The organism is Runella salmonicolor, from assembly GCF_024158025.1.
Classification (GTDB): domain Bacteria; phylum Bacteroidota; class Bacteroidia; order Cytophagales; family Spirosomataceae; genus Runella; species Runella salmonicolor.
Window position 1 is genome coordinate 32029 of the sequence record NZ_JAMZEL010000001.1, and the last position, 19742, is coordinate 51770.

Consider the following 19742-nt stretch of genomic DNA (forward strand, 5'->3'; position numbering starts at 1 on the left):
GCGTACGACACTTGGCGAGCCCGCAAAGATAGCTTATTTTTGCAAAAATGACTTCTATGAAACGTTATCTGTACATAGTCCGCCACGCTAAAGCGGAAGATAGTTCTTCGTTCTTCGGGGATTTCGACCGCGAGCTTACTTCATCGGGCACCATTGATGCCGCCCGCATGGGGAAGTTTCTGGCCGACAAGGGCCTAAAACCCGACTTGTTGGTGAGCAGTTCGGCGGCTAGGGCATTTCAGACGGCCCGCATCATGGCCGAACAGCTGCATTACGAATATGAAGCCATCAAAACCACCCGCGACCTATACGACAACGGCCCTAAAGCCTACCTTGCGGCCGTCAATACCGCCCCCGAGAAATGTCGACACCTGATGGTGTTTGGCCATAACCCCGACATCACTTACTTTGCCGAATACCTTACCAATTATGACATCGGCTCCATGTCAAAAGGCTCGGTTGTCACCGTAGAATTTACCAATTTAGATTGGGAAGAAATTTCATCCAGAACGGGAAAATTCATCAGCTACGACGTGCCAAAACACTTAAAACAATAGAACGCCTGTTTTTACTTTTGCCTTTGGCCACTCCCCAATGAACCGAAATCGTAAGATATTTATCATCGTCAGCGTTGTTTTTGTAGCCATTGTGGCTTTCTTTGCCATCGATATGGCAAGACGCACCACGGCACCGTGGAACAAGAAAAAACAGATCATCCGGGCGTTTGACGTAGCCGCGCCCACTGACTCCATTGCGGTAGATACCACCCGTCGTTAGGTCAATACATCGGTCAACGCTTCTACCAAGGCATTCATGTCGGTGGCGGTATTGTACAAATGCGGCGACACCCTAATGCCCTGCCCGCGCGCCGCCACAATTACTTTTCTGGCCTCCAATGCCTGCTGTACTTTCACAACATCCGTCGAAGCGGGCAGCCTGATACCTACCAAATGATGCGCCCGCTCGGCTTCGGGTTCAAACCGAACGCCAAGGCTGGCTAGCTTTTGGACGGGTTGCTGCCAAAGTGATTGGCAATGCGCCTGTATCGATTCGCAGCCCCAAGCTAATTTTTCGCGCAGTGCCACTTCTAGCATCGGCATTTGAATAAAATGTGAATGTTCTCCTACGTTGTACCGATACGCTTTGGGGCGGTAGTTTTCTTGGTACTCCGTGAGTTTATAAAACAAATTGCTCTCTTGGCGGGCCATCCAAGACTCTTCGAGGGGAATTCCTCCGTCAAAAAATTCGCCGAAATACGCCAGCCCCATTCCATAAGGCCCCATCAACCATTTATAAGCGGCGCAGACCAGCAAATCGGGTTTTACTTTCTGAACATCAAAATCAAGGGCACTCACCGACTGCGTACCGTCAATGGCAACGAGGGCATTGACCGCCCTTGCACGCTCGGCAATTTTTTCGATTTCAAACTTAATCCCGTATTGCCAATGTACGTGCGGCATCACCACCAAGGCCGTATCTTCATTGATGGCCTCCAGAATGCGTGCATTCCACTCTTGCCCCACGGCTTCGGAATCTGGCATCGGCACGGTCACAATCGTTAAAGACAACTCTTTACAAACCCGCGACCAAGCGTACACATCGCTGGGGAACTCATCGCCCAACAATAGAATATGTTGACCCGCCCGCAGCCCCGGCTTACGGAATAGGTTGCGTGCCACCACCGCCATGGCATACGAAACCGACGGAATAATAGCAATGCGCTCTTTATCTTGGCTGTTTATCAGTTGGTCAAATAATTCCCGAACAACCCATGCCCGTTCAAAAAAATCATCAGGGCGGATTTGGTGAATCGACGGGCTGAACTGTTGGATGGCATCAATCCCCGCTTGTTCAACGGCTTTTGAAAAGGGGCCACGAGTGGCACAATTGATGAAATGTATGCCTTCAGGGAGAGAAAAAAGAGATGAAGTGTTATTTTTCAACATGTCGTTTATGAATGTAATACAACTAAATATCAAGGCAAAAAGCCAAATATTGAGCCTAAAAACCAGCTTTTTATAACTATCTTATGTTTTTATTATAAAATAAACAAACTATGGCACAAAGTTTGATAACATGACTACTATAACTCATAAGTATATTTAAACGCATGGATATTATACTAGGCATTGGTTCACGAGTTCGTCATGCCGAATTTGGAGAAGGGGTAGTAATTAATGTAAAATCCAACGGTTATACCATTACATTCCTGCAGCACGGAGCCAAAGTTATTAAAATAAATGCACCGCTGGAAATAATCGAGGCCGTTGAACTAGACACCGATTTAGTGAGCTTATTTGATGTTGAGCAAACATTAAACAAAGTACTCCAAAAGTGGATGGACGCCACCGAAACAGTGCCCCTCGGCGACAAATGGAAGGGCGGAAAAATTATTTTAAAACCTGGGCGACACGACTTGGCGTCCAAAGAAATGACAATTGATAGCTTTTTTCACAAAATTGTAATGATTCGTGACCGCCTCAGGGTGCTCGAACAACGCGTGAATGCCAGCAATCTAAACGACGAAGAAAAAGTAAATATACAGCAGTATATCACCAAAATATACGGTTCTATGACTTCCTTCAATCTGCTCTTCAAACATTCTGAGCACTATTTTGTAGGGGAAAAAACCACCAGTGATACTGCATAGAAGAATCTGAATCACGCTGCTTCAGCGATGATTTGAATATGGGGTAAAATAAAGGCGAAGATCGCGAGGGTCACTGACCTTCGCGACTTTTTTTTAGGCCCTTGGATGGTATTTCGTGACCACTTCTCGAAGGTATTCACGGTCTAGGTGCGTATAAATCTCGGTCGTTGTAATGGATTCGTGCCCCAGCATCTCCTGCACCGCCCGCAAATCCGCCCCGCCTTCAATCAGGTGCGTGGCAAAAGAATGACGAAAGGTGTGCGGGCTTACGGTTTTCTTTAACCCCACTTCCTCCACTAAATTCTTGATAATCAAGAATATCATAACGCGCGTCAATTGCTTTCCGCGACGGTTTAAAAAAACATAATCCTCATGGCCTTTTTGCACTTCCACCAAACTACGGATGTGCTCAATATACAATAAAGTATACTTGATGGCATCACTGCCTATGGGCACAAGTCGCGTTTTGCTTCCTTTGCCAATCACCCGCATAAAGCCCGCGTCAAAGTAACAATTGGTAATCTGTAAATTGACCAGTTCGGAAACCCGTAACCCTGAGCTGTACAAAACCTCCAACATGGCACGGTTGCGGGCTCCTTCGGCCGTAGAAACGTCGTTGGCCTCTAAAATCTGAATAATTTCGGGATAGGTAAGCACATCTGGAAGGCTACGCGACAAATGCGGCGACTCAATCAACTGGGTGGGGTCGACCTTTAATACATTTTCTAGCACCAAATAATTGAAAAATGCCTTTACACCCGAAAGCATCCGCGCCTGAGAATAGGCAACTAATCCCAAATCGTGCAGATACCCCAAGAAACCCAGAATATCCAATTCTGTCATTTCAGTCAGGTCTTTCCCTCCCAACAAATCCATGTACTCCGACAATTTGGTGGCGTCCCGGACGTATGCTTCCACCGAGTTATCGGCCAAGCCCCGTTCGAGCATCAGGTAGTCCTTAAAATGTTTGAGGTAAGAATCCCACATGTTAGATTGCAGCACAAGTCTTGGGCGTTAGATATAAAGTCTCCGTTAAAACGCCCGAATTTACTATCTATTGGGTTTAAAAAATGCCCTTTGTTAAAAAACAAAAAGCTGCCCGAAATTTCGAACAGCTTTCCGACGTTATCCACACCATTTCTATAAATTCAATTCAGTTTGAGCTGGAATTGAATTATGTTGCAATAATACTTAAATATCCATTAATCAAATATTAAAATTTTATTAAAAAAACAACAATATTCTAGCCTTTTTAAACTCTTTAAAGTAATACTATAACTATTTCAAGTTTACTTTTTTGAAAGCGAAAATTTTCCTGATTTATATCATAAATCCATCCCATTCAGACCTACATTTCGGCATTTCATCTCACTTAATAATCAACTCATCGTTTTTTCACTTAGCCCCCTTATGTCAATTTAAGACATTTGTTTCCAAATTATACAGCCACTTATTACCCATTAAAAATGGAAACATCTCAATACACCTACTTAGGAACGCTAAGAGGGCTTTTGGTTTTTTGGATATTATTTTGTATGCACGGCTGCAATCGGCAGAACGTATTTGAAGAACCGCTGCCTGTCCAGAAACTCCCCAAACTAAGCAATGTTATCGCCTTCAATCGAAAGCATGAATTTTTTTATGATTCAAAAGATTTCGTCAATCGAATCAACATTATCAATAATTATCAAAGCGAAGACGAGTTTAGCACTCACTACACGCTCACGTACAATTCTAGCGGCAAGTTAGTGAAGGTCTTGGGGCAGGAAGACTCAGGTACCGTTAGAGAAACCAATTATTTTTACGACAAAACTTCGCTCGTCAAAACCGAGGAGTATTCCAATAAAATTCTCACAAGAACGATTGCGTTTACATTTAATCCCGACGGACAACTCGTGGAAAAAACCCGAAAGCTTACCCAGCCCAACGACCAAGAACCCGAAACACTGAAGTATATCTACGTTTATGACGCTCAAGGCAACCTAACTCAGGAAACCAGTTATAGCCCCGGGAAAACACCCGATGATTGGACGGTTTATCAAACCGTTCTGTATCGTAAATACGACGATAAGCCCTATGTGGAGCAGATGATGAAATACCCGCTTCTCCCCCATGTAATCATGCATCGCAACAACCCCCAAGAAATCATTGTGAAAGGAGGCTGGTACTCCTACCTCATCACCAATGCCTATGAATACAACGACAAGGGTTGGCCAATCAAAAAGGTAATCGGTGGGACCGAAAAACTGCTTTTTAGCTATTATTGATTTCTGTTGGGGATTGATTTAAGTCATTTTAGAACCCGATGATAGCAATTCATGCCTAACGGTATTGACGAAATCCTTTTAAATCTTGAACTTCACTTCGCAATTCGGCCAACCGCCGAAATTACAACAGCCAACACATTTCTTTTATTAATTATTTTACAGCTATGACCATCAAAACAGTATCCCTTGCACTTCTAGTAGGTGCCCTCAGTCTGACGAGCACCCATGCCAAGAAAACCTCTCAAAACACCTACTTTTGGGTAATTGAAAACGGAACGGAGACACAGCCGTTTAGCATTGTCCGCATTTATCGCGACGACAACCAGCTTGTGTACGAAAAGCAACTTTCGAACGTAGAACTTGATATAAAAAAAGCAGGAACCCGGCGGAAACTCAACAAAATCCTGCGTGCCTATACCTCATGGGCCAAGCGGGTAAGTGAGTTGACATCCAAAGAGGTTCCTGCTTAACGAAAGTTGGAAAAACCGAAAGTAACTGTCTCCTCAGCGAGGCGGTTACTTTTGGGTTTCGGTCTCTTCATTTCGATTAAATACTTTGTAAAGCACAAACGCCACCACCAGCGCTCCAATGTAATAACCCGTAAGCAAAGGATTAGAAACTGCCACCGCCACCAATGCTACTCCCGCGAGAATCAGGGCACAAAGCGGAACAAAAGGGTAAGCAGGCGACAAAAAAGGACGCTTTAGAGCAGGCTCTTTACGACGAAGCTGGATGACAGAAATGGAACCAAAGCAATACAAGGTCAGCGCCCCGAGCACCGACAAGATGATGATTTCGGCGGCGGTATTTGAAAACAATATCAAAATCCCCACCAACATATTGACCACCAAGGCATTGGTAGGCGTTTTGAATTTAGCATGAACTTTTCCGAGTACGCCCGGAAAATGCCCGATACGTCCCATTTCAAAAGTAGCTCTTCCAGCCGCCATCAACAATCCATGAAAAGAGGCTACCAGACCAAAAAGGCCAAAAACAATGACCGCAAAATACAGCGGATTGGCCTCCCCCACGAGACGCGCCAAAGCCAACGGCAACGGTGAATCAGACGTTGTACCGTCTGGTTTGTACACAATGGCTTCCCACCCCCCTACACCAACAGAGCACACAAACGTAAAGGCGCACAGCACCACCAACGTAAGCATGGCCGAACCAAAACCGCGAATAAGATCCCGCTGAGGGTTTCGGCTTTCTTCGGCGGCGTTGGCCAAGCCTTCAATGCCCAGAAAAAACCAGATAGAAAAAGGCAGAGCCGCCCAAACGCCCGCCCATCCATTGGGTAGCGCGTTGGCCGTAAGATTTTGAATTGAAATTTGGTTGTAGGTTGCCCCCGCAAACAAGATTAATCCCGCCACGGCCAAAAAAGTAATCAGCAACTCAAACGTAGCCGCCAACTGCACTCCCACGACATTCAGTAACGTAAAGAGCATATACGCACCCAACGCCGCGTAGGTTGGGGGCAATTCAGGAAAGAACAAATTAATGTGAGCCCCGATACCCACCGAAATCGCAGGCGGCGCCAATACAAATTCAAACACTTGGGCTATGCCCGCCATAAACCCCCAATCCCGTCCTAAAGCCCGCGTGGCGTAATCAAACACACCTCCCGCTTTAGGTATAGCACACGATAGTTCGGCGTATCCTAACGTAAAACACACGTACATAATGACCGACAACACCGTGGCAACGGCCATTCCCAAAGTACCCCCTTTCTCTAGTCCAAAGTTCCACCCGAAATACATTCCGGAAATAACATAACCTACACCTAACCCCCAAAGTAAAGTAGGGGTAAGTGAACGATGCAAATTTTCATTTTGGGACATAAGAAATCTGTTAAGAGCGTAGAGTGGGTTATATAATAAGAGTGTGTAATGATGTATAACGTGGATACTTTCAAAATGGCAAAAAGTTACGGTTAGACCTGAAAAGTGGTGACGGTGACCAATACGTCAAACGCAATCAACACCAATGCTGCCAGTAAAAAATACCTGTACTTATTACTGACTACGGCCACCTTCCGACTATCAATTAATCGACTTTCCACCGAATTTATCGCATTTACTACTTCTGGAATAGCATTAGATTGGTTGTTTATCTCAAAATACTTCCCGCCAGTGGTAGTGGCTAAGTCTCGCAGGTAAGCCGCGTTCAATTTGGTCGTCACCACCTGCCCGTTTTCATCTTTTATCCAATCTCCCTTTTGACGAATATGCCCCCCTGCGTTTGTGCCGACTCCTACGATAAACAAATTAAATCCAAACTGCCGAATCGAAGCCAAGGTTTTGCGCTCACAGTTCCCGAAATCTTCCCCGTCGGTCATCAACAAAATAATTTTTGACGTATTTGCCGAAGGATTTTGGAGCAGTTTCTGAATGCACAATTCCAGCGCACTGCAAATATCCGTACCAGTATTACTCACCTGCAACGTACTAAGCGATTGCGTAAATAACTCAAACGCATTGAGGTCAAACGTAAGGGGAACTTGCAAAAAAGCATCCGAAGAAAACACAATTAATCCAAAACGATTTTCGACCAACGAAGCACTGAGCCGTTGTAACTCAAACTTCACTTTTTCCAGTCGTGAGGGCTGAATATCGGTAGCGTCCATGGATTTAGAAACATCAACCAATACCATCACATCTTTTCCTTCCGCAATAATATCCCGTTCGGGCTCCCCGAAAAAAGGTCCCAACAACGCCACAATCAGCAACGCAAAATACGTAGTGCGCAGAAAAAATTTAATCACAACGGCCCGGGCCGTTGCCCCTAATGCCCTCGCAACCAAAAAAGTACGGCCAATGTAAAGTACATAGAGTACGAGAAACGTACCCATAAAAATGTATTCAACCGCCGTGAGTTCGTAGTTAAAATTCATAAAAAGGGTGAAATAATGGCCAAATTAACAAAAAAACCGTTGCAGAAGGAGGGTTAACGCTAGTCTATAGACTAATTTTGCAGCATGGCAACCATTGGAACCGATATTATCTCCGTTAAAAAACTCCTCAGCGCAGGAGAAGTAGTGGGCATTCCGACCGAAACAGTATATGGTTTGGCGGGCAATGCCTTCAACGACGATGCTGTTTTGAAGATTTTCAGCGTGAAGAATCGCCCGCAATTTGACCCCCTCATTGTGCATACCGATTCCATTGCCCATGCCTCCACCTTTGTCCATTCTTTTCCCGAAAAAGCAAAACAACTGGCCGAGGCTTTTTGGCCGGGCCCGCTTACGTTGCTTTTACCCAAATCTGACGCCGTTTCTGATTTGGTAACGTCTGGGCTCTCCACCGTTGCCGTCCGCATTCCCAATCACCCGCTGACGCTGGAGTTGCTTGCCTCCCTTGATTTTCCGTTGGCCGCTCCAAGTGCCAATCCCTTTGGGTACATTAGCCCTACGTCGGCGCTGCACGTTGAAAACCAACTAGGAAAGAAAATCCCTTATATCCTCGACGGCGGCGAGAGCACGGTGGGCATTGAATCCACCATTGTAGGGTTTGAAGGGGAAGATGCCGTGGTGTATCGTCTGGGCGGGATTGCCGTAGAAGCCATTGAGGGCATCATTGGCCCTGTGCAAACCGTATCGCATTCTACTTCCAACCCCAAAGCGCCAGGAATGTTAAAAAGCCACTATTCTCCCAGAAAACCGCTGTTTATCAATCATTTACCTGAAATATTACAACAATATTCACCCAACAAAATCGGAAGTCTGACATTTAATCATTTGGTGGATTCAATTCCCGCTGAAAACCAACGCGTTCTGTCTCCCGCCGCTGATTACCCCGAAGCTGCCAAACATCTTTTTGCGTACATGCGCCAGCTAGACAGCCTCCCAATTGAAGTAATTTATGCTGAATTGCTCCCCGAGAAAGACTTGGGTCGTGCCATCAATGACCGCATCCGTCGGGCGGCGGTGAGGGAGGTATAAATCTTATTTGTATGAAACATAAACAGGCCAAAAGCAGTTAAAAACGCATGGATACCATTGATTTTACCCAACCGTGGACTTTTGCCCAAACTGCTTTGTACTTTTTTTTGGGGATTTTCGGACGTTATGTACTCATTGCGGCCCTATTTCATTACCTTTTTAAAGTAAAATACGAGGCTTATTTTCAACCCCGCGAAGTAAATCAACGCCCCAGACGTCAAGGACAACATTGGCGAGAAATCGGTTTTTCATTCATCACCGCTCTAATCTTTGCTTTTGTGGGTACGGGAATGGTGGTGGCTTGGCAAAAAGGATACACCCAAATTTACACCGACTTCCATGAGTACTCCACATTTTGGTTTATTGTCAGCATTCTGATTATTCTCTTTTGCCACGAAACCTATTATTATTGGCTTCACCGCTGGATGCACCACCCCAAAGTATACAAATGGGTTCATAAAGCGCACCACGACAGCATTACCACCTCGGCCTGGACTTCTTTTTCATTCCACCCGATAGAAAGCATTTTACAGGCGATTGTCCTGCCAGTATTGCTGTTTATTATTCCGCTTCATTACGTTGCGATTGGTATCATTTTATTGATTATGACCACCACCAGCGTTATCAATCATTTGAATACCGAACTCTATCCGCGCGATTTTCATCGTCATTGGTTTGGCAAATGGTGGATTGGCGCCACACATCACAGCCTACACCATTCTCAGTTTAAATACAATTACGGGCTATATTTTACCTTTTGGGACAAGTGGATTGGCACCGAAAGCCCAGATTTCAAGAAGTTGTTTGAGAAAAAAACGAGAAAAGAAGGGGAAAGTGTAAAAGTATAAGGGTGAAATATTGACTATTTTACCCTTATACTTTACACTTTCATTGCACTTTTTCAATCTTCCCAGCCAAAAGAACGCTCTACGGCTTTGTGCCAACCTTTGTATAATTTATCCCGTTGGGCATTTTCCATTTATTGCACTTTTTCAATCTTCCCAGCCAAAAGAACGCTCTACGGCTTTGTGCCAACCTTTATATAATTTATCCCGTTGCGCATTTTCCATTTTAGGATTCCAAGTATGAGCTATTCCCCAATTCTGACGTAAATCGTCGAAGTTTTCCCAATAGCCTACCGCCAAACCTGCCGCATAAGCCGCGCCCAAAGCCGTCGTTTCGGTCACCGCTGGGCAAACGACGGGTACGTTGAGCATATCCGCCTGAAACTGCATGAGGGTTTCGTTAGCCACCATCCCACCATCTACCCGCAATGATTTAAGCTCAATATCAGCGTCTTTCTCCATGGCGTTCATCACGTCGAGGGTTTGATAGGCCGTTGCTTCCAGTACCGCCCGGGCAATGTGGGCCTTGGTCACGTAGCGCGTCAAGCCCGCAATTACTCCCCGAGCGTCGGCCTTCCAGTAAGGCGCATACAATCCCGAAAATGCCGGCACAAAATACGCCCCACCATTATCTTCGACCGATTTTGCCAGTGTTTCTACGTCACTACTTTTTTCAATCATTCCCAAGTTATCACGTAGCCATTGAACCAGCGCCCCCGCAATGGCAACGCTTCCTTCCAAAGCATAATTAACTGGCTGATTTCCAAATTTATACGCCACCGTCGTAAGCAACCCTTGCGTAGAAACTTTTAGTTCAGTGCCTGTATTGAGCAGCATAAAACAGCCCGTTCCGTAGGTGTTTTTGGCCTGCCCCGGCTCGAAGCAGGTTTGCCCAACCAATGCTGCGTGTTGGTCGCCTAAATCTCCCGCAATCGGCACATTGGGCAATACATCAAGTACCACGTTTCCGTACACTTCACTGCTGCTTTTGATGACCGGAAGCATCGCACTTGGAATGCCAAATGCAGCCAACATATCTGAATCCCAAGCCAACGTATGGAGGTTCATCAACTGCGTTCGGCTGGCATTGGTCACGTCGGTTACGTGCGTGCCGCCGTGTGGCCCCCCAGTTAGATTCCAAATCAGAAAGGTATCCATGGTACCAAAAAGCGCCTCTCCTTTTTCGGCATCTTCGCGCAGGCCGGGCACATTATCCAACAACCATTTCAGTTTTAACCCACTGAAGTACGTGGCCAAAGGCAAGCCCGTTTGGGCACGAAAGCGGTCTTGTCCGCCGTCTTGGGCAAAATGATTTACTAGGTCGCCCGTACGGGTATCCTGCCAAACTAGGGCATTGTAATAAGGTTTTCCAGTTTTTCGATTCCAAACGGCGGTGGTTTCGCGTTGGTTTGTAATCCCGACGGCGGCAATTTCGGTAGCCGAAATCGACGCATTGATGCGGGCTCCCGCAATTACTTCGAGCGTATTTTTCCAGATTTCTTCGGGGTTATGTTCCACCCAACCCGGCTGAGGATAAATTTGTTGGTGTTCTTTTTGGCCCACAGAAATAATGTTTCCCTGTCGGTCAAAAATAATGCAACGGGTACTCGTGGTACCCTGATCAATGGCAGCTACGTATTTAGACATTATTGGTGAAAGGTTTATTAAGCAATAAACTTAAACAAACTTTCAATACCGAAATAAATACTGTATAAAAATGCCAAACCTATCATACTAAACAATCCGATTTTGTACAAAAACGCACTTCGCGTTTGCAAATAAGAAAGCCCCAAGTAAAACATGGCCAAGATACTGAAGAAGGATTGCAAAAACAGACGCCCCTGAAAACAAGACCACGCATCGTACCTAAAACCCGCCGTCAATACCAGGGCGACACTCACAAGCAGAAGGCCAAGCCATGTACTTTTTTCGTTATTTTCACGAAATTCTGTGGCCGTCAACGAAGATATTTTTGTCAAAAAATGAACGGTTTGACGAATTAATAACCCCAAACCCAACAAAATAATCAGCGTGGGAAAAATCGCCACCAAGTAAATCAAACTGCCGATGTACCGAAAACGGGTTTTTACCCCCAAATTAAAATCATTTTCAAGGTCTGCGAATTTATACCAAAAGGTACTGTAGAAAAGAATGGGATAGACATGCAATAACTTTTCATCGCCGTGATAAATGACGGGCGATTTCATCAAACGTACCAAATGAAATCCGTAGTAGCTTTTCGGGCCAGTGTACATTTTTTGGTCACTCAACGGAAAAATATCCATGTTATGAACCACGGGTTTTCCTTCATAGTACCAATTTTCGGCAAATTTATACCCTCCTATTATCCCCGTAATGAACCCCAAAATCATCAGCCGTAGCACTATCTTTTGCCATTTGATTTTAAAGTGCCACAACGTAAGGGCAATAGCCCAAAAAACGACGGGAACGAACGCCAAAAAAGTACCTTTGGTTAAAAGGCCGATACCAAGGGCCAACGCCAACCAACGTTCGGTTTTGGGAGAGGGTGTTTGAAAAAAGCGAGATAACAACCAAAAACACCACGTCCCGACCGTAAACGCCAAACTGTCGTTGGTGACATATAAAGAAAAGGTAATGTAGGCATGCAGGAAAATAGCCAGTAAAAAACTTACATTGCGAGTCAAAACATGGCTAAAGTAATGTTTTGCCAACAAATACAGTACGTATAAATTCAAACACGACAAGATAACCGACAATAATTGAGTCACTTTCAGACTTGAAAGCGTATCAAAAGCAAAGAAAGGCTGCGCCAACAAATAGTAAAGCGGCGGGTGCATAGCACAAAAAATCTCGCGGGTAAGCGGGAGCCGATGCTGAGTAGCAATAAATTGGATGACTTCGCCGTGTGCATCGGCGCCGTAAGCAGAAATAAAAAAATAGAGAAATACTCTCAACGCAATGCCAAACCAAAGCAAGAAGGTAAGCGCTCGTTCACGTTCAAAAAAAGAAATCAACATCCGAGAAATTATAAATTACACAAACTACCCTCTGTATCGGCCAACAAAAGTAAAGAATAATGGGAGGTTTTTTGCACTTTTTTCTTGCAAAAGCCGTTATTTTGGCAGACTTTCGCAGACTTTTTTTGTTTCACCAAACACACTTTTTATGCTTCTAAGGCAAAATGAAAAGTTCTTACACAAACCTAATTGAGCAGACGTTTGAATTCCCCACGCTGGAGTTTAACGTCCAAAACGACGAGCTGTCGTTTAACAATGTACCCCTTATGGACATTATACGCCAGTATGGTACACCGCTAAAAATCACTTATTTACCCAAAATCGGCGAGCACATCGGCAACGCCAAACAGTTTTTCAAAAACGCTTTTAAGCGTTTCAATTACAAGGGTTCCTACACTTATTGTTATTGCACCAAGTCTTCTCATTTTAGTTTTGTTTTAGAAGAAGCGCTGAAGCACAACATCCACATCGAAACCTCGTCGGCGTTTGATATTCCCATTATTCGGAATCTCTACAAGGAGGGGAAAATTGCCAAAAGCACCTACATTATTTGCAACGGCTATAAACTGCCCGGGTACCAAAAAGCCATCACGGAGCTTATCAATGAAGGCTTCAATGTAATGCCTGTATTGGATAACCTCCGCGAGATTGAATACTATGAACAAAATGTAACGGCCGAGTCGGTCAATTTTGGTATCCGAATCGCTACCGACGAAGAGCCTAATTTTGCCTTTTATACGTCACGTCTGGGAGTGCGCTACAGCGACATTAACGACCTTTATAAGGACAAAATACAGCAAAATCCGAAGTTTAAGCTTAAAATGCTTCACTTTTTTATCAATACAGGCATGAAAGATACGGCCTACTATTGGAGCGAATTGACGCGTTTTATGTTTAAATACTGCGAATTGAAAAAGATTTGCCCTGATTTGGACTCGATTGACATCGGCGGTGGGCTTCCCATTCAGACTTCGTTGCAGTTCAACTACGATTATCAGCAAATGATTGATGAAATCGTGGAAAATATCCAATGGATTTGTAACAAAAATAACGTTCCAGTACCGCATCTTTTTACGGAGTTTGGTAGCTATACCGTGGGCGAAAGCGGCGCGGTTATTTATCAAATCATTGACCAAAAACTCCAAAATGACAAGGAGATGTGGTACATGATTGACGGTTCGTTTATCACTCATTTGCCTGATTCATGGGGAATGAACCAAAAATACATCATGTTGGCGGTCAATAACTGGGACAATCCTTACCAAAAAGTAAACATTGGTGGTTTGACCTGCGACTCGCAAGATTTTTATAATACAGAAGCGCACAGCGCCGACTTATACCTTCCGGTTTTTGGACTTGATACCGAAGTACAGTACGTTGGGTTTTTCCACACGGGGGCGTATCAAGAGTCATTGGGAGGATACGGCGGTATTCAGCACTGTCTTATACCAGCGCCTCAGCATGTGCTCGTAGATCGCGACGAAAATGGCAACATTGTAACCAAACTCTTTGCTGGTCAACAAGATAGCGATAGCATGATGACAATTTTGGGATATACCAAAAATAACTCTGCGGCCAATGAACTTGAAGAGCAAAAAGCTACCGCGCTTGATTTGGAAGCTCAAACAGAATTAGCGCACAGTTAACAATAAAATCGGCACGATTTTCGTAATAAACACTTGATAGACACGCAGGCAACCCTCGGGTTGCCTGCGCAAATAATCAATCCATCATATGAAAAAGTTACTTACTCTTGCTTTACTAATGGTCGTACTTGCCGCTACAAGCTGCAACCGCAAAGGATACTGCCCCGCTTATGATAGCTCGGCAAAAACCGTCAAGAAAGCCTAATTAGCTTCAATAACCAATTGAGTAACATCTAAGAAATTAGATGCATAACTATCCCCAGCCGATTTCTCAGGTGCGGAGGTGAGGTGTATTGTGCGTACTCCGACGCGTTTTCCTGCCTGCATATCGCGGGAGCGGTCACCCACCATCCAAGAAGACATCACATCAATGTCGTATTTGGCAATTGCTTTTTCAAGCATAAGTGATTCGGGCTTGCGCATCAACGAACGGCTATCATAATCAGGATGATGTGAGCAGAAATATAAATCATCCAATAAAAACCCACATTGCTCTTGGAAATACTGATGGCATTTCCATACCTCCTCTTTTGAGTACAGCCCTTTGGCAATACCCGCCTGATTGGTCACCACAATCAATAAATATCCCGCATCTTTCATTTTCTTTAGCCCTTCAACCACTCCTTCTGGGATAATCATTTCTTCTACTTGATACAGATATCCTTCCGTATCTTGATTCAGAACACCGTCACGGTCTAGAAATACACACTTTTTCTTCATTAGTCTAATCAATTCTGTCAAATTCAAATATAAAAATATTGGATGATTTTTTTGTAATTATTCGTGTTATTTTAATAAAAAAGTTTGTTTTTACGTTTTTGATTATTTTTCAAAAGTTATTTTTTCTTTGGTTTTATTGAATAAAATTAGCATTTTATTGTAAAATAATTCCACAAAGTCCTTACATTTGCAGTATATTATTTGTTTACGGCCTTTTTTATAAAAATTAAGCATTTCACATGAAATTAGACCAAATAGACCGCAAGGTTTTGGACATTTTGCAAGCTAACGCAAAAATTACCAATGCACAACTTTCGAAAGAAATTGGTCTTTCTCCGGCTCCTACCCTGGAACGGGTAAAGAAACTTGAACAGCATGGTATTATTCAAAGTTATCACGCACAGTTAGATCGCGAAAAAGTAGGGTTGGGCGTCACAACTTTTATCCAAGTATCTTTGACTGGTCACAAAAAAGATGTTACAGATTCGTTTGCCCGAAGAATAAACGAAATTCCCGAAATCATAGAGTGCCACCATATTACGGGTTCAGGAGACTTTTTATTGAAAGTGATTTCGAAAGACATCGCGTCTTACCAGAAATTATTATTGGAGTGCATCAATGAAATTGAAGAAGTAGCCAATACCCAAACCATGGTGATTCTTTCGACTTTCAAGGAAAGCAAGGTTTTACCAATCCCTTATTAATTTCCCCTAAATTTAGTTGAAAAGAGGCGTGGCTTACGGTCACGCCTCTTTTCAATTTGGGTTTAGGCCACCGTTCGTCACATTTTGGTTGAGATTCAACAAAAGCCCCGCTATTTTGTTACTCAAAAAACAATCCGATGACGTTCAAAGACTTCAATGTGCTTCTTATCCGCCTTTTTTTGGGCTATTTATTCACGTCTTCGGGATTATGTAAGCTCACCGAAGGGCACTTTGGTCAACTGATCGGCCCACCCCTTCTCATTCAACAACTTACCCCCCACGGTTTGCGTACATTTGGTTTTTTCATTGCTATTTCGCAGGTGATGGCGGGGGCTTTAGTCTTATCGCAACGCTACTCTGTGCTGGGCCTGATTATGCTCATTCCCATGAACTTAGGCATATTGATGGTGACCATTTCACAGAATTGGGCAGGTACGCCCTACGTGGATGCGGTCTTTACGACGTTGAATATTCTCACGCTTTTGTACGAATGGAATACCCTGAAATTCTTACTTTTTCCTGAACAAACCTCCATTGAACTGCCGCTTCGAGTAAACAAACTTTTTCCAGACACCAAACTTCCTCTCGTCATCATCGGTATTTTCGGAATTTCGTGTGTGTTGAGCAGATACCAAATCCTCGCAACCAGCGGGCTGGCTACCGTAGCGTATGCGTTGACTTTTTATAATGTTTTCAAAAGTCAGCGGCTTCCGTTCTTTTATCGTTCCGTAATCATTCTGGCACTTGTTTCCATTTTAGCAGTTACATGGATTGGCCTGTTGCATAAATCTATGCCATTCAACCCCTTCTTTCTTATTGCCATTCCTATTATTGGAACTGCCTTGGCCTATTTTTCAACCTTGGGATGGATACTATTTTTTAAGAAGAATTTGCTTAAAGCCACAGAAGGCATATAAAACCACATTCGTTAGTTGGTCTTATATGCCTTGTCTGTGAGAAGAATAAATATTACGCTTTCAGACGCGTCAGCGATTCCTGAATCGCGACAATTTTAGCTTCGGCATCGGCGAGTTTTTGACGTTCTTTTTCGACCACATCCGCTTTGGCATTTTGGACGAAACGTTCGTTCGACAACTTTGCTTCTACCGATTTTTTGAAGCCCAACGTGTATTCCAATTCCTTTTGGAGGTTTTCGATTTCGGCAGCTACGTCAAGTTCTCCCGCGAGATTCACGAAAAACTCATCGGCTTTCACCAAAAACGACATTCCATCGGCTTGGTCGGTCGCGTAGTTGATTTCTGAAATGTTGGCCAGTTTTACCAACAACCCTTCAAAAGGCTGGTACAAACCTTGATTTTCGGTCTTTATCGTCAAAGGCAATGCCGTTTTAGGGCTTATATTCTTGGTACTCCGCAAGTTACGGATGTTGGTCACAATCTCAAAGAAAATCTCAACGTTAGCCAAAAGCGTCGTGTCAATTGCTCCAATTGTTGGATACTCGGCCACGCAAAGACTTTCCTTCTCCCCTCTTGGACGAATATCCTGCCAAATTTCTTCGGTAATAAACGGCATGAAAGGATGCGTCAGCGCCATGATGCGCTCAAAAAAGTCAATGGTTGCCTCGAAAGTATCTTTGTCAATGGGTTGACCGTATTCGGGTTTAATCATTTCCAAATACTGCGAGCAGAAATCATCCCAAATCAATTTGTATACCGCATTGAGGGCGTCCGAAATACGGTATTTTGAGAATAGATCAAGGACTTCCGTGATTGTTTGGTTGAGTTTTGACTCAAACCAATTAACCGCCAACTGTGCACTGAAAACTGGAGACTGTGGGCTGTACACTTCCCATCCTTTAACCAATCGAAATGCGTTCCAAATCTTGTTGCAGAAGTTACGGCCCTGCTCGCAGAGTTTTTCGTCAAACAACAAATCATTTCCTGCGGGTGAACTGAACAACATTCCCGTGCGTACCCCGTCGGCGCCGTATTGTTCAATCAATGCCAACGGGTCGGGAGAATTTCCCAACGATTTCGACATTTTACGTCCTTTGGGGTCGCGCACAATTCCCGTTAGATACACATTCCGGAAAGGCAATTCACCCCGGAACTCATACCCCGCAATAATCATCCGCATGACCCAGAAAAACAGAATTTCGGGTGCCGTAACGAGGTCATTGGTAGGATAATAATAGTTGATGTCCTCGTTGTTGGGGTCTTTGATACCATCAAAAACCGAAATAGGCCAGAGCCACGAGCTAAACCACGTATCCACCACGTCGGGGTCTTGGGTCAGGTCGGCTTCGGTCAGGGCAAACAACTGCATTTCGTGCTGGGCTTTGCGAAGGGCTTCTCGTTTGTTTTTGGCCACAATCACGGTACCGTCCGACAAATAATAGGCAGGAATTTGTTGTCCCCACCACAACTGCCGGCTGATATTCCAATCGCGAATATTTTCAATCCAGATTCGATAGGTATTTTTAAACTTAGGCGGATGCAGCTGAATATTGTCATTCATCACGTTTTCGAGCGCGGGTTGACACAGCTCCTTCATCCGGACAAACCACTGCAACGACAAGCGTGGCTCAATCACGGCGTTTGTGCGCTCAGAGTGACCGACGTTGCTTTTGTAGTCTTCTATTTTCTCCAAGTTCCCCGACTCTTCGAGCAGTTTGATGATTTTTTTACGGGCTACAAAACGGTCTTCACCCACCAAAATCAGCGCTTTCTCGTTGAGTTTTCCTTCCTCGGTCAAAATATCGATGATTTCGAGCTTGTGTTTTACGCCCAAATCGTAGTCATTTTGGTCGTGCGCAGGCGTCACTTTCAAGGCTCCCGTTCCAAAATCCATCGTCACGTATTCATCCGTGATAATCGGAATCTCGCGGTTTATGAGCGGGATAAGGGCTTTTTTGCCGTGTAAATGCTTAAAACGCTCATCGTCAGGGTGCACACAAATGGCGGAGTCGGCCATGATGGTTTCGGGGCGAACGGTCGCAATGGTAATGGCATCATTCTCTCCCACAATAGGATACCGCAGGTAGCACAGTTTCGTCATTACCTCTTTGGTGACGACTTCTTCGTCGGAGACGGTGGTTTGGGCCTGTGGGTCCCAATTGACCATGCGATGACCACGATAAATGTAGCCTTTGTTGTACAGGTCAATAAAAGTGTCAATCACGGCATCATAAAGCGACGGCTCCATCGTAAACCGCGTGCGGTCCCAATCGCAAGAGGCGCCCAGTTTACGCAATTGCTTCAAGATAATGCCGCCGTATTTATCGGTCCATTCCCAAGCATATTTATAGAATTCTTCGCGGGTCAGGTCACTTTTCTGAATGCCTTGTTCTTTGAGCATCGCCACCACTTTGGCTTCGGTAGCAATCGAAGCGTGGTCGGTGCCCGGCACCCAACATGCCTCTTTGCCTTCCATGCGTGCCTTGCGGACGAGTACATCCTGAATGGTATTGTTGAGCATATGGCCCATGTGCAGCACCCCCGTCACATTGGGCGGCGGAATGACGATGGTGTAAGGCTCTTTGTCAGGATTAGGCTTGGAATTGAAATAGCGGTTTTCAATCCAATAACTGTACCATTTGTCTTCAATTTCACGCGGATTGTAGGTCTTCGAAATCATGTTTTAGTTGTATTGACTTTGGATGTCGGGTGGTATATACTTGGTAAAATATCCGTTATTACGGTCAAAAAATGTGTGCAAAGATAGGGAATTCTCCGTGAACCCGGTCACACAATGGTTTGGAATGCGGAGGAATAGACGTTCATTGTTTCTGAGTTGTTTGATAATTTTAATTAATAAAAAAGCCCGACTCAGGCGAGTCGGGCGGTATATTTTTAGGGGTTAATAGCTACTAAAATACGACGCTCCCGACTCGGACACAGCCCACCACACGAACGTTCGTGACTTTGACGGCAGGTATGTTGCTCAGCGTGAGGTACATCGTAATTGTGTTTATTTGACAAAAGTAGAAAAAATGGGCTTGATTTTTTTTT

The 19742-nt window shown here is 44.4% G+C and carries 18 protein-coding genes; 10 read left to right on the plus strand and 8 right to left on the minus strand.

Annotation, left to right across the window (positions count from 1 at the left end):
* Positions 1-56: 56 nt before the first annotated feature.
* Together NCI00_RS00140 and NCI00_RS00145 are read left to right on the plus strand one after the other, a co-directional pair.
* The gene (locus tag NCI00_RS00140) at positions 57-557 is read left to right on the plus strand and encodes a SixA phosphatase family protein (RefSeq protein ID WP_253523722.1); all 501 of its coding nucleotides are present in this window, start codon (positions 57-59) and stop codon (positions 555-557) included.
* 37 nt (positions 558-594) lie between these two features.
* Positions 595-777 carry a hypothetical protein gene (locus tag NCI00_RS00145; RefSeq protein WP_253523724.1) on the plus strand — a complete coding sequence of 61 codons (183 nt, stop codon included), beginning with the start codon at positions 595-597 and terminating at the stop codon, positions 775-777.
* Here NCI00_RS00145 and NCI00_RS00150 read toward each other — a convergent pair.
* A complete protein-coding gene (locus tag NCI00_RS00150) occupies positions 774-1946 on the minus strand; it encodes an aminotransferase class V-fold PLP-dependent enzyme (protein ID WP_253523727.1) in 1173 nt (390 codons plus the stop codon). The two genes, NCI00_RS00145 and NCI00_RS00150, sit on opposite strands and share 4 nt — an antisense overlap.
* A 164-nt stretch (positions 1947-2110) precedes the next feature.
* Between NCI00_RS00150 and NCI00_RS00155 the strand changes: the two genes are divergently transcribed.
* Positions 2111-2650 carry a DUF8685 domain-containing protein gene (locus NCI00_RS00155; RefSeq protein WP_253523731.1) on the plus strand — a complete coding sequence of 180 codons (540 nt, stop codon included), beginning with the start codon at positions 2111-2113 and terminating at the stop codon, positions 2648-2650.
* A gap of 93 nt (positions 2651-2743) precedes the next feature.
* Here NCI00_RS00155 and xerD read toward each other — a convergent pair whose 3' ends face one another.
* Complete coding sequence (gene xerD, locus NCI00_RS00160; RefSeq protein WP_253525983.1) at positions 2744-3637, minus strand: site-specific tyrosine recombinase XerD; 894 nt, start codon at positions 3635-3637, stop codon at positions 2744-2746.
* 479 nt (positions 3638-4116) lie between these two features.
* Here xerD and NCI00_RS00165 point away from each other — a divergent pair, with 479 nt between their 5' ends.
* Positions 4117-4917 (plus strand): hypothetical protein, encoded by an 801-nt coding sequence (locus NCI00_RS00165; RefSeq protein WP_253523735.1) that lies wholly within the window; start codon positions 4117-4119, stop codon positions 4915-4917.
* 164 nt (positions 4918-5081) lie between these two features.
* Positions 5082-5387, plus strand: a complete 306-nt coding sequence (locus NCI00_RS00170) for a hypothetical protein (protein WP_253523737.1) — start codon at positions 5082-5084, stop codon at positions 5385-5387.
* A 45-nt stretch (positions 5388-5432) separates the two neighbouring features.
* On the opposite strand, the gene eat is transcribed toward NCI00_RS00170, so the two are convergent.
* A complete protein-coding gene (gene eat, locus NCI00_RS00175; RefSeq protein WP_253523739.1) occupies positions 5433-6758 on the minus strand; it encodes an ethanolamine permease in 1326 nt (441 codons plus the stop codon).
* Positions 6759-6850: 92 nt separating this feature from the next.
* Positions 6851-7810: a vWA domain-containing protein gene (locus NCI00_RS00180; RefSeq protein WP_253523741.1), complete on the minus strand. Its 960-nt coding sequence runs from the start codon at positions 7808-7810 to the stop codon at positions 6851-6853.
* Between the two features lie 84 nt (positions 7811-7894).
* On the opposite strand from NCI00_RS00180, the gene NCI00_RS00185 reads away from it, so the two are divergent.
* Positions 7895-8857, plus strand: a complete 963-nt coding sequence (locus NCI00_RS00185; protein WP_253523743.1) for an L-threonylcarbamoyladenylate synthase — start codon at positions 7895-7897, stop codon at positions 8855-8857.
* A 47-nt stretch (positions 8858-8904) separates the two neighbouring features.
* Positions 8905-9705 (plus strand): sterol desaturase family protein, encoded by an 801-nt coding sequence (locus NCI00_RS00190; RefSeq protein WP_253523745.1) that lies wholly within the window; start codon positions 8905-8907, stop codon positions 9703-9705.
* Between the two features lie 144 nt (positions 9706-9849).
* On the opposite strand, the gene glpK is transcribed toward NCI00_RS00190, so the two are convergent.
* Complete coding sequence (gene glpK, locus NCI00_RS00195; RefSeq protein WP_253523747.1) at positions 9850-11349, minus strand: glycerol kinase GlpK; 1500 nt, start codon at positions 11347-11349, stop codon at positions 9850-9852.
* A gap of 17 nt (positions 11350-11366) precedes the next feature.
* Entirely contained in the window at positions 11367-12701 is a 1335-nt protein-coding gene (locus NCI00_RS00200) for a glycosyltransferase family 39 protein (RefSeq protein WP_253523750.1), read from the minus strand.
* Between the two features lie 164 nt (positions 12702-12865).
* On the opposite strand from NCI00_RS00200, the gene NCI00_RS00205 reads away from it, so the two are divergent.
* Positions 12866-14347, plus strand: coding sequence for a type III PLP-dependent enzyme domain-containing protein (locus NCI00_RS00205; protein ID WP_166559552.1), 1482 nt, complete (start codon positions 12866-12868; stop codon positions 14345-14347).
* 201 nt (positions 14348-14548) lie between these two features.
* Here the strand turns inward: NCI00_RS00205 and NCI00_RS00210 are convergent, their stop codons facing one another.
* A complete protein-coding gene (locus NCI00_RS00210; RefSeq protein WP_253523753.1) occupies positions 14549-15067 on the minus strand; it encodes a D-glycero-alpha-D-manno-heptose-1,7-bisphosphate 7-phosphatase in 519 nt (172 codons plus the stop codon).
* 239 nt (positions 15068-15306) lie between these two features.
* Here NCI00_RS00210 and NCI00_RS00215 point away from each other — a divergent pair, with 239 nt between their 5' ends.
* Entirely contained in the window at positions 15307-15771 is a 465-nt protein-coding gene (locus NCI00_RS00215; RefSeq protein WP_114066308.1) for an Lrp/AsnC family transcriptional regulator, read from the plus strand.
* Positions 15772-15908: 137 nt separating this feature from the next.
* Positions 15909-16688, plus strand: coding sequence for a hypothetical protein (locus NCI00_RS00220; protein WP_253523757.1), 780 nt, complete (start codon positions 15909-15911; stop codon positions 16686-16688).
* Between the two features lie 52 nt (positions 16689-16740).
* Here NCI00_RS00220 and NCI00_RS00225 read toward each other — a convergent pair whose 3' ends face one another.
* Positions 16741-19368 (minus strand): valine--tRNA ligase, encoded by a 2628-nt coding sequence (locus NCI00_RS00225; RefSeq protein ID WP_253523760.1) that lies wholly within the window; start codon positions 19366-19368, stop codon positions 16741-16743.
* Positions 19369-19742 lie beyond the last annotated feature (374 nt).

What these genes read in the sequence shown, in the direction of transcription:
- NCI00_RS00190 (WP_253523745.1), top strand. Translation starts at nt 8,905, where the DNA reads ATGGATACCATTGATTTTACCCAACCGTGGACTTTTGCCCAAACTGCT.
- NCI00_RS00165 (WP_253523735.1), top strand. Translation starts at nt 4,117, where the DNA reads ATGGAAACATCTCAATACACCTACTTAGGAACGCTAAGAGGGCTTTTG.
- NCI00_RS00180 (WP_253523741.1), bottom strand. Translation starts at nt 7,810, where the DNA reads ATGAATTTTAACTACGAACTCACGGCGGTTGAATACATTTTTATGGGT.
- glpK (WP_253523747.1), bottom strand. Translation starts at nt 11,349, where the DNA reads ATGTCTAAATACGTAGCTGCCATTGATCAGGGTACCACGAGTACCCGT.
- NCI00_RS00140 (WP_253523722.1), top strand. Translation starts at nt 57, where the DNA reads ATGAAACGTTATCTGTACATAGTCCGCCACGCTAAAGCGGAAGATAGT.
- eat (WP_253523739.1), bottom strand. Translation starts at nt 6,758, where the DNA reads ATGTCCCAAAATGAAAATTTGCATCGTTCACTTACCCCTACTTTACTT.
- NCI00_RS00150 (WP_253523727.1), bottom strand. Translation starts at nt 1,946, where the DNA reads ATGTTGAAAAATAACACTTCATCTCTTTTTTCTCTCCCTGAAGGCATA.
- NCI00_RS00200 (WP_253523750.1), bottom strand. Translation starts at nt 12,701, where the DNA reads ATGTTGATTTCTTTTTTTGAACGTGAACGAGCGCTTACCTTCTTGCTT.
- NCI00_RS00225 (WP_253523760.1), bottom strand. Translation starts at nt 19,368, where the DNA reads ATGATTTCGAAGACCTACAATCCGCGTGAAATTGAAGACAAATGGTAC.
- NCI00_RS00170 (WP_253523737.1), top strand. Translation starts at nt 5,082, where the DNA reads ATGACCATCAAAACAGTATCCCTTGCACTTCTAGTAGGTGCCCTCAGT.
- NCI00_RS00210 (WP_253523753.1), bottom strand. Translation starts at nt 15,067, where the DNA reads ATGAAGAAAAAGTGTGTATTTCTAGACCGTGACGGTGTTCTGAATCAA.
- NCI00_RS00185 (WP_253523743.1), top strand. Translation starts at nt 7,895, where the DNA reads ATGGCAACCATTGGAACCGATATTATCTCCGTTAAAAAACTCCTCAGC.
- NCI00_RS00145 (WP_253523724.1), top strand. Translation starts at nt 595, where the DNA reads ATGAACCGAAATCGTAAGATATTTATCATCGTCAGCGTTGTTTTTGTA.
- NCI00_RS00155 (WP_253523731.1), top strand. Translation starts at nt 2,111, where the DNA reads ATGGATATTATACTAGGCATTGGTTCACGAGTTCGTCATGCCGAATTT.
- NCI00_RS00215 (WP_114066308.1), top strand. Translation starts at nt 15,307, where the DNA reads ATGAAATTAGACCAAATAGACCGCAAGGTTTTGGACATTTTGCAAGCT.
- NCI00_RS00220 (WP_253523757.1), top strand. Translation starts at nt 15,909, where the DNA reads ATGACGTTCAAAGACTTCAATGTGCTTCTTATCCGCCTTTTTTTGGGC.
- xerD (WP_253525983.1), bottom strand. Translation starts at nt 3,637, where the DNA reads ATGTGGGATTCTTACCTCAAACATTTTAAGGACTACCTGATGCTCGAA.
- NCI00_RS00205 (WP_166559552.1), top strand. Translation starts at nt 12,866, where the DNA reads ATGAAAAGTTCTTACACAAACCTAATTGAGCAGACGTTTGAATTCCCC.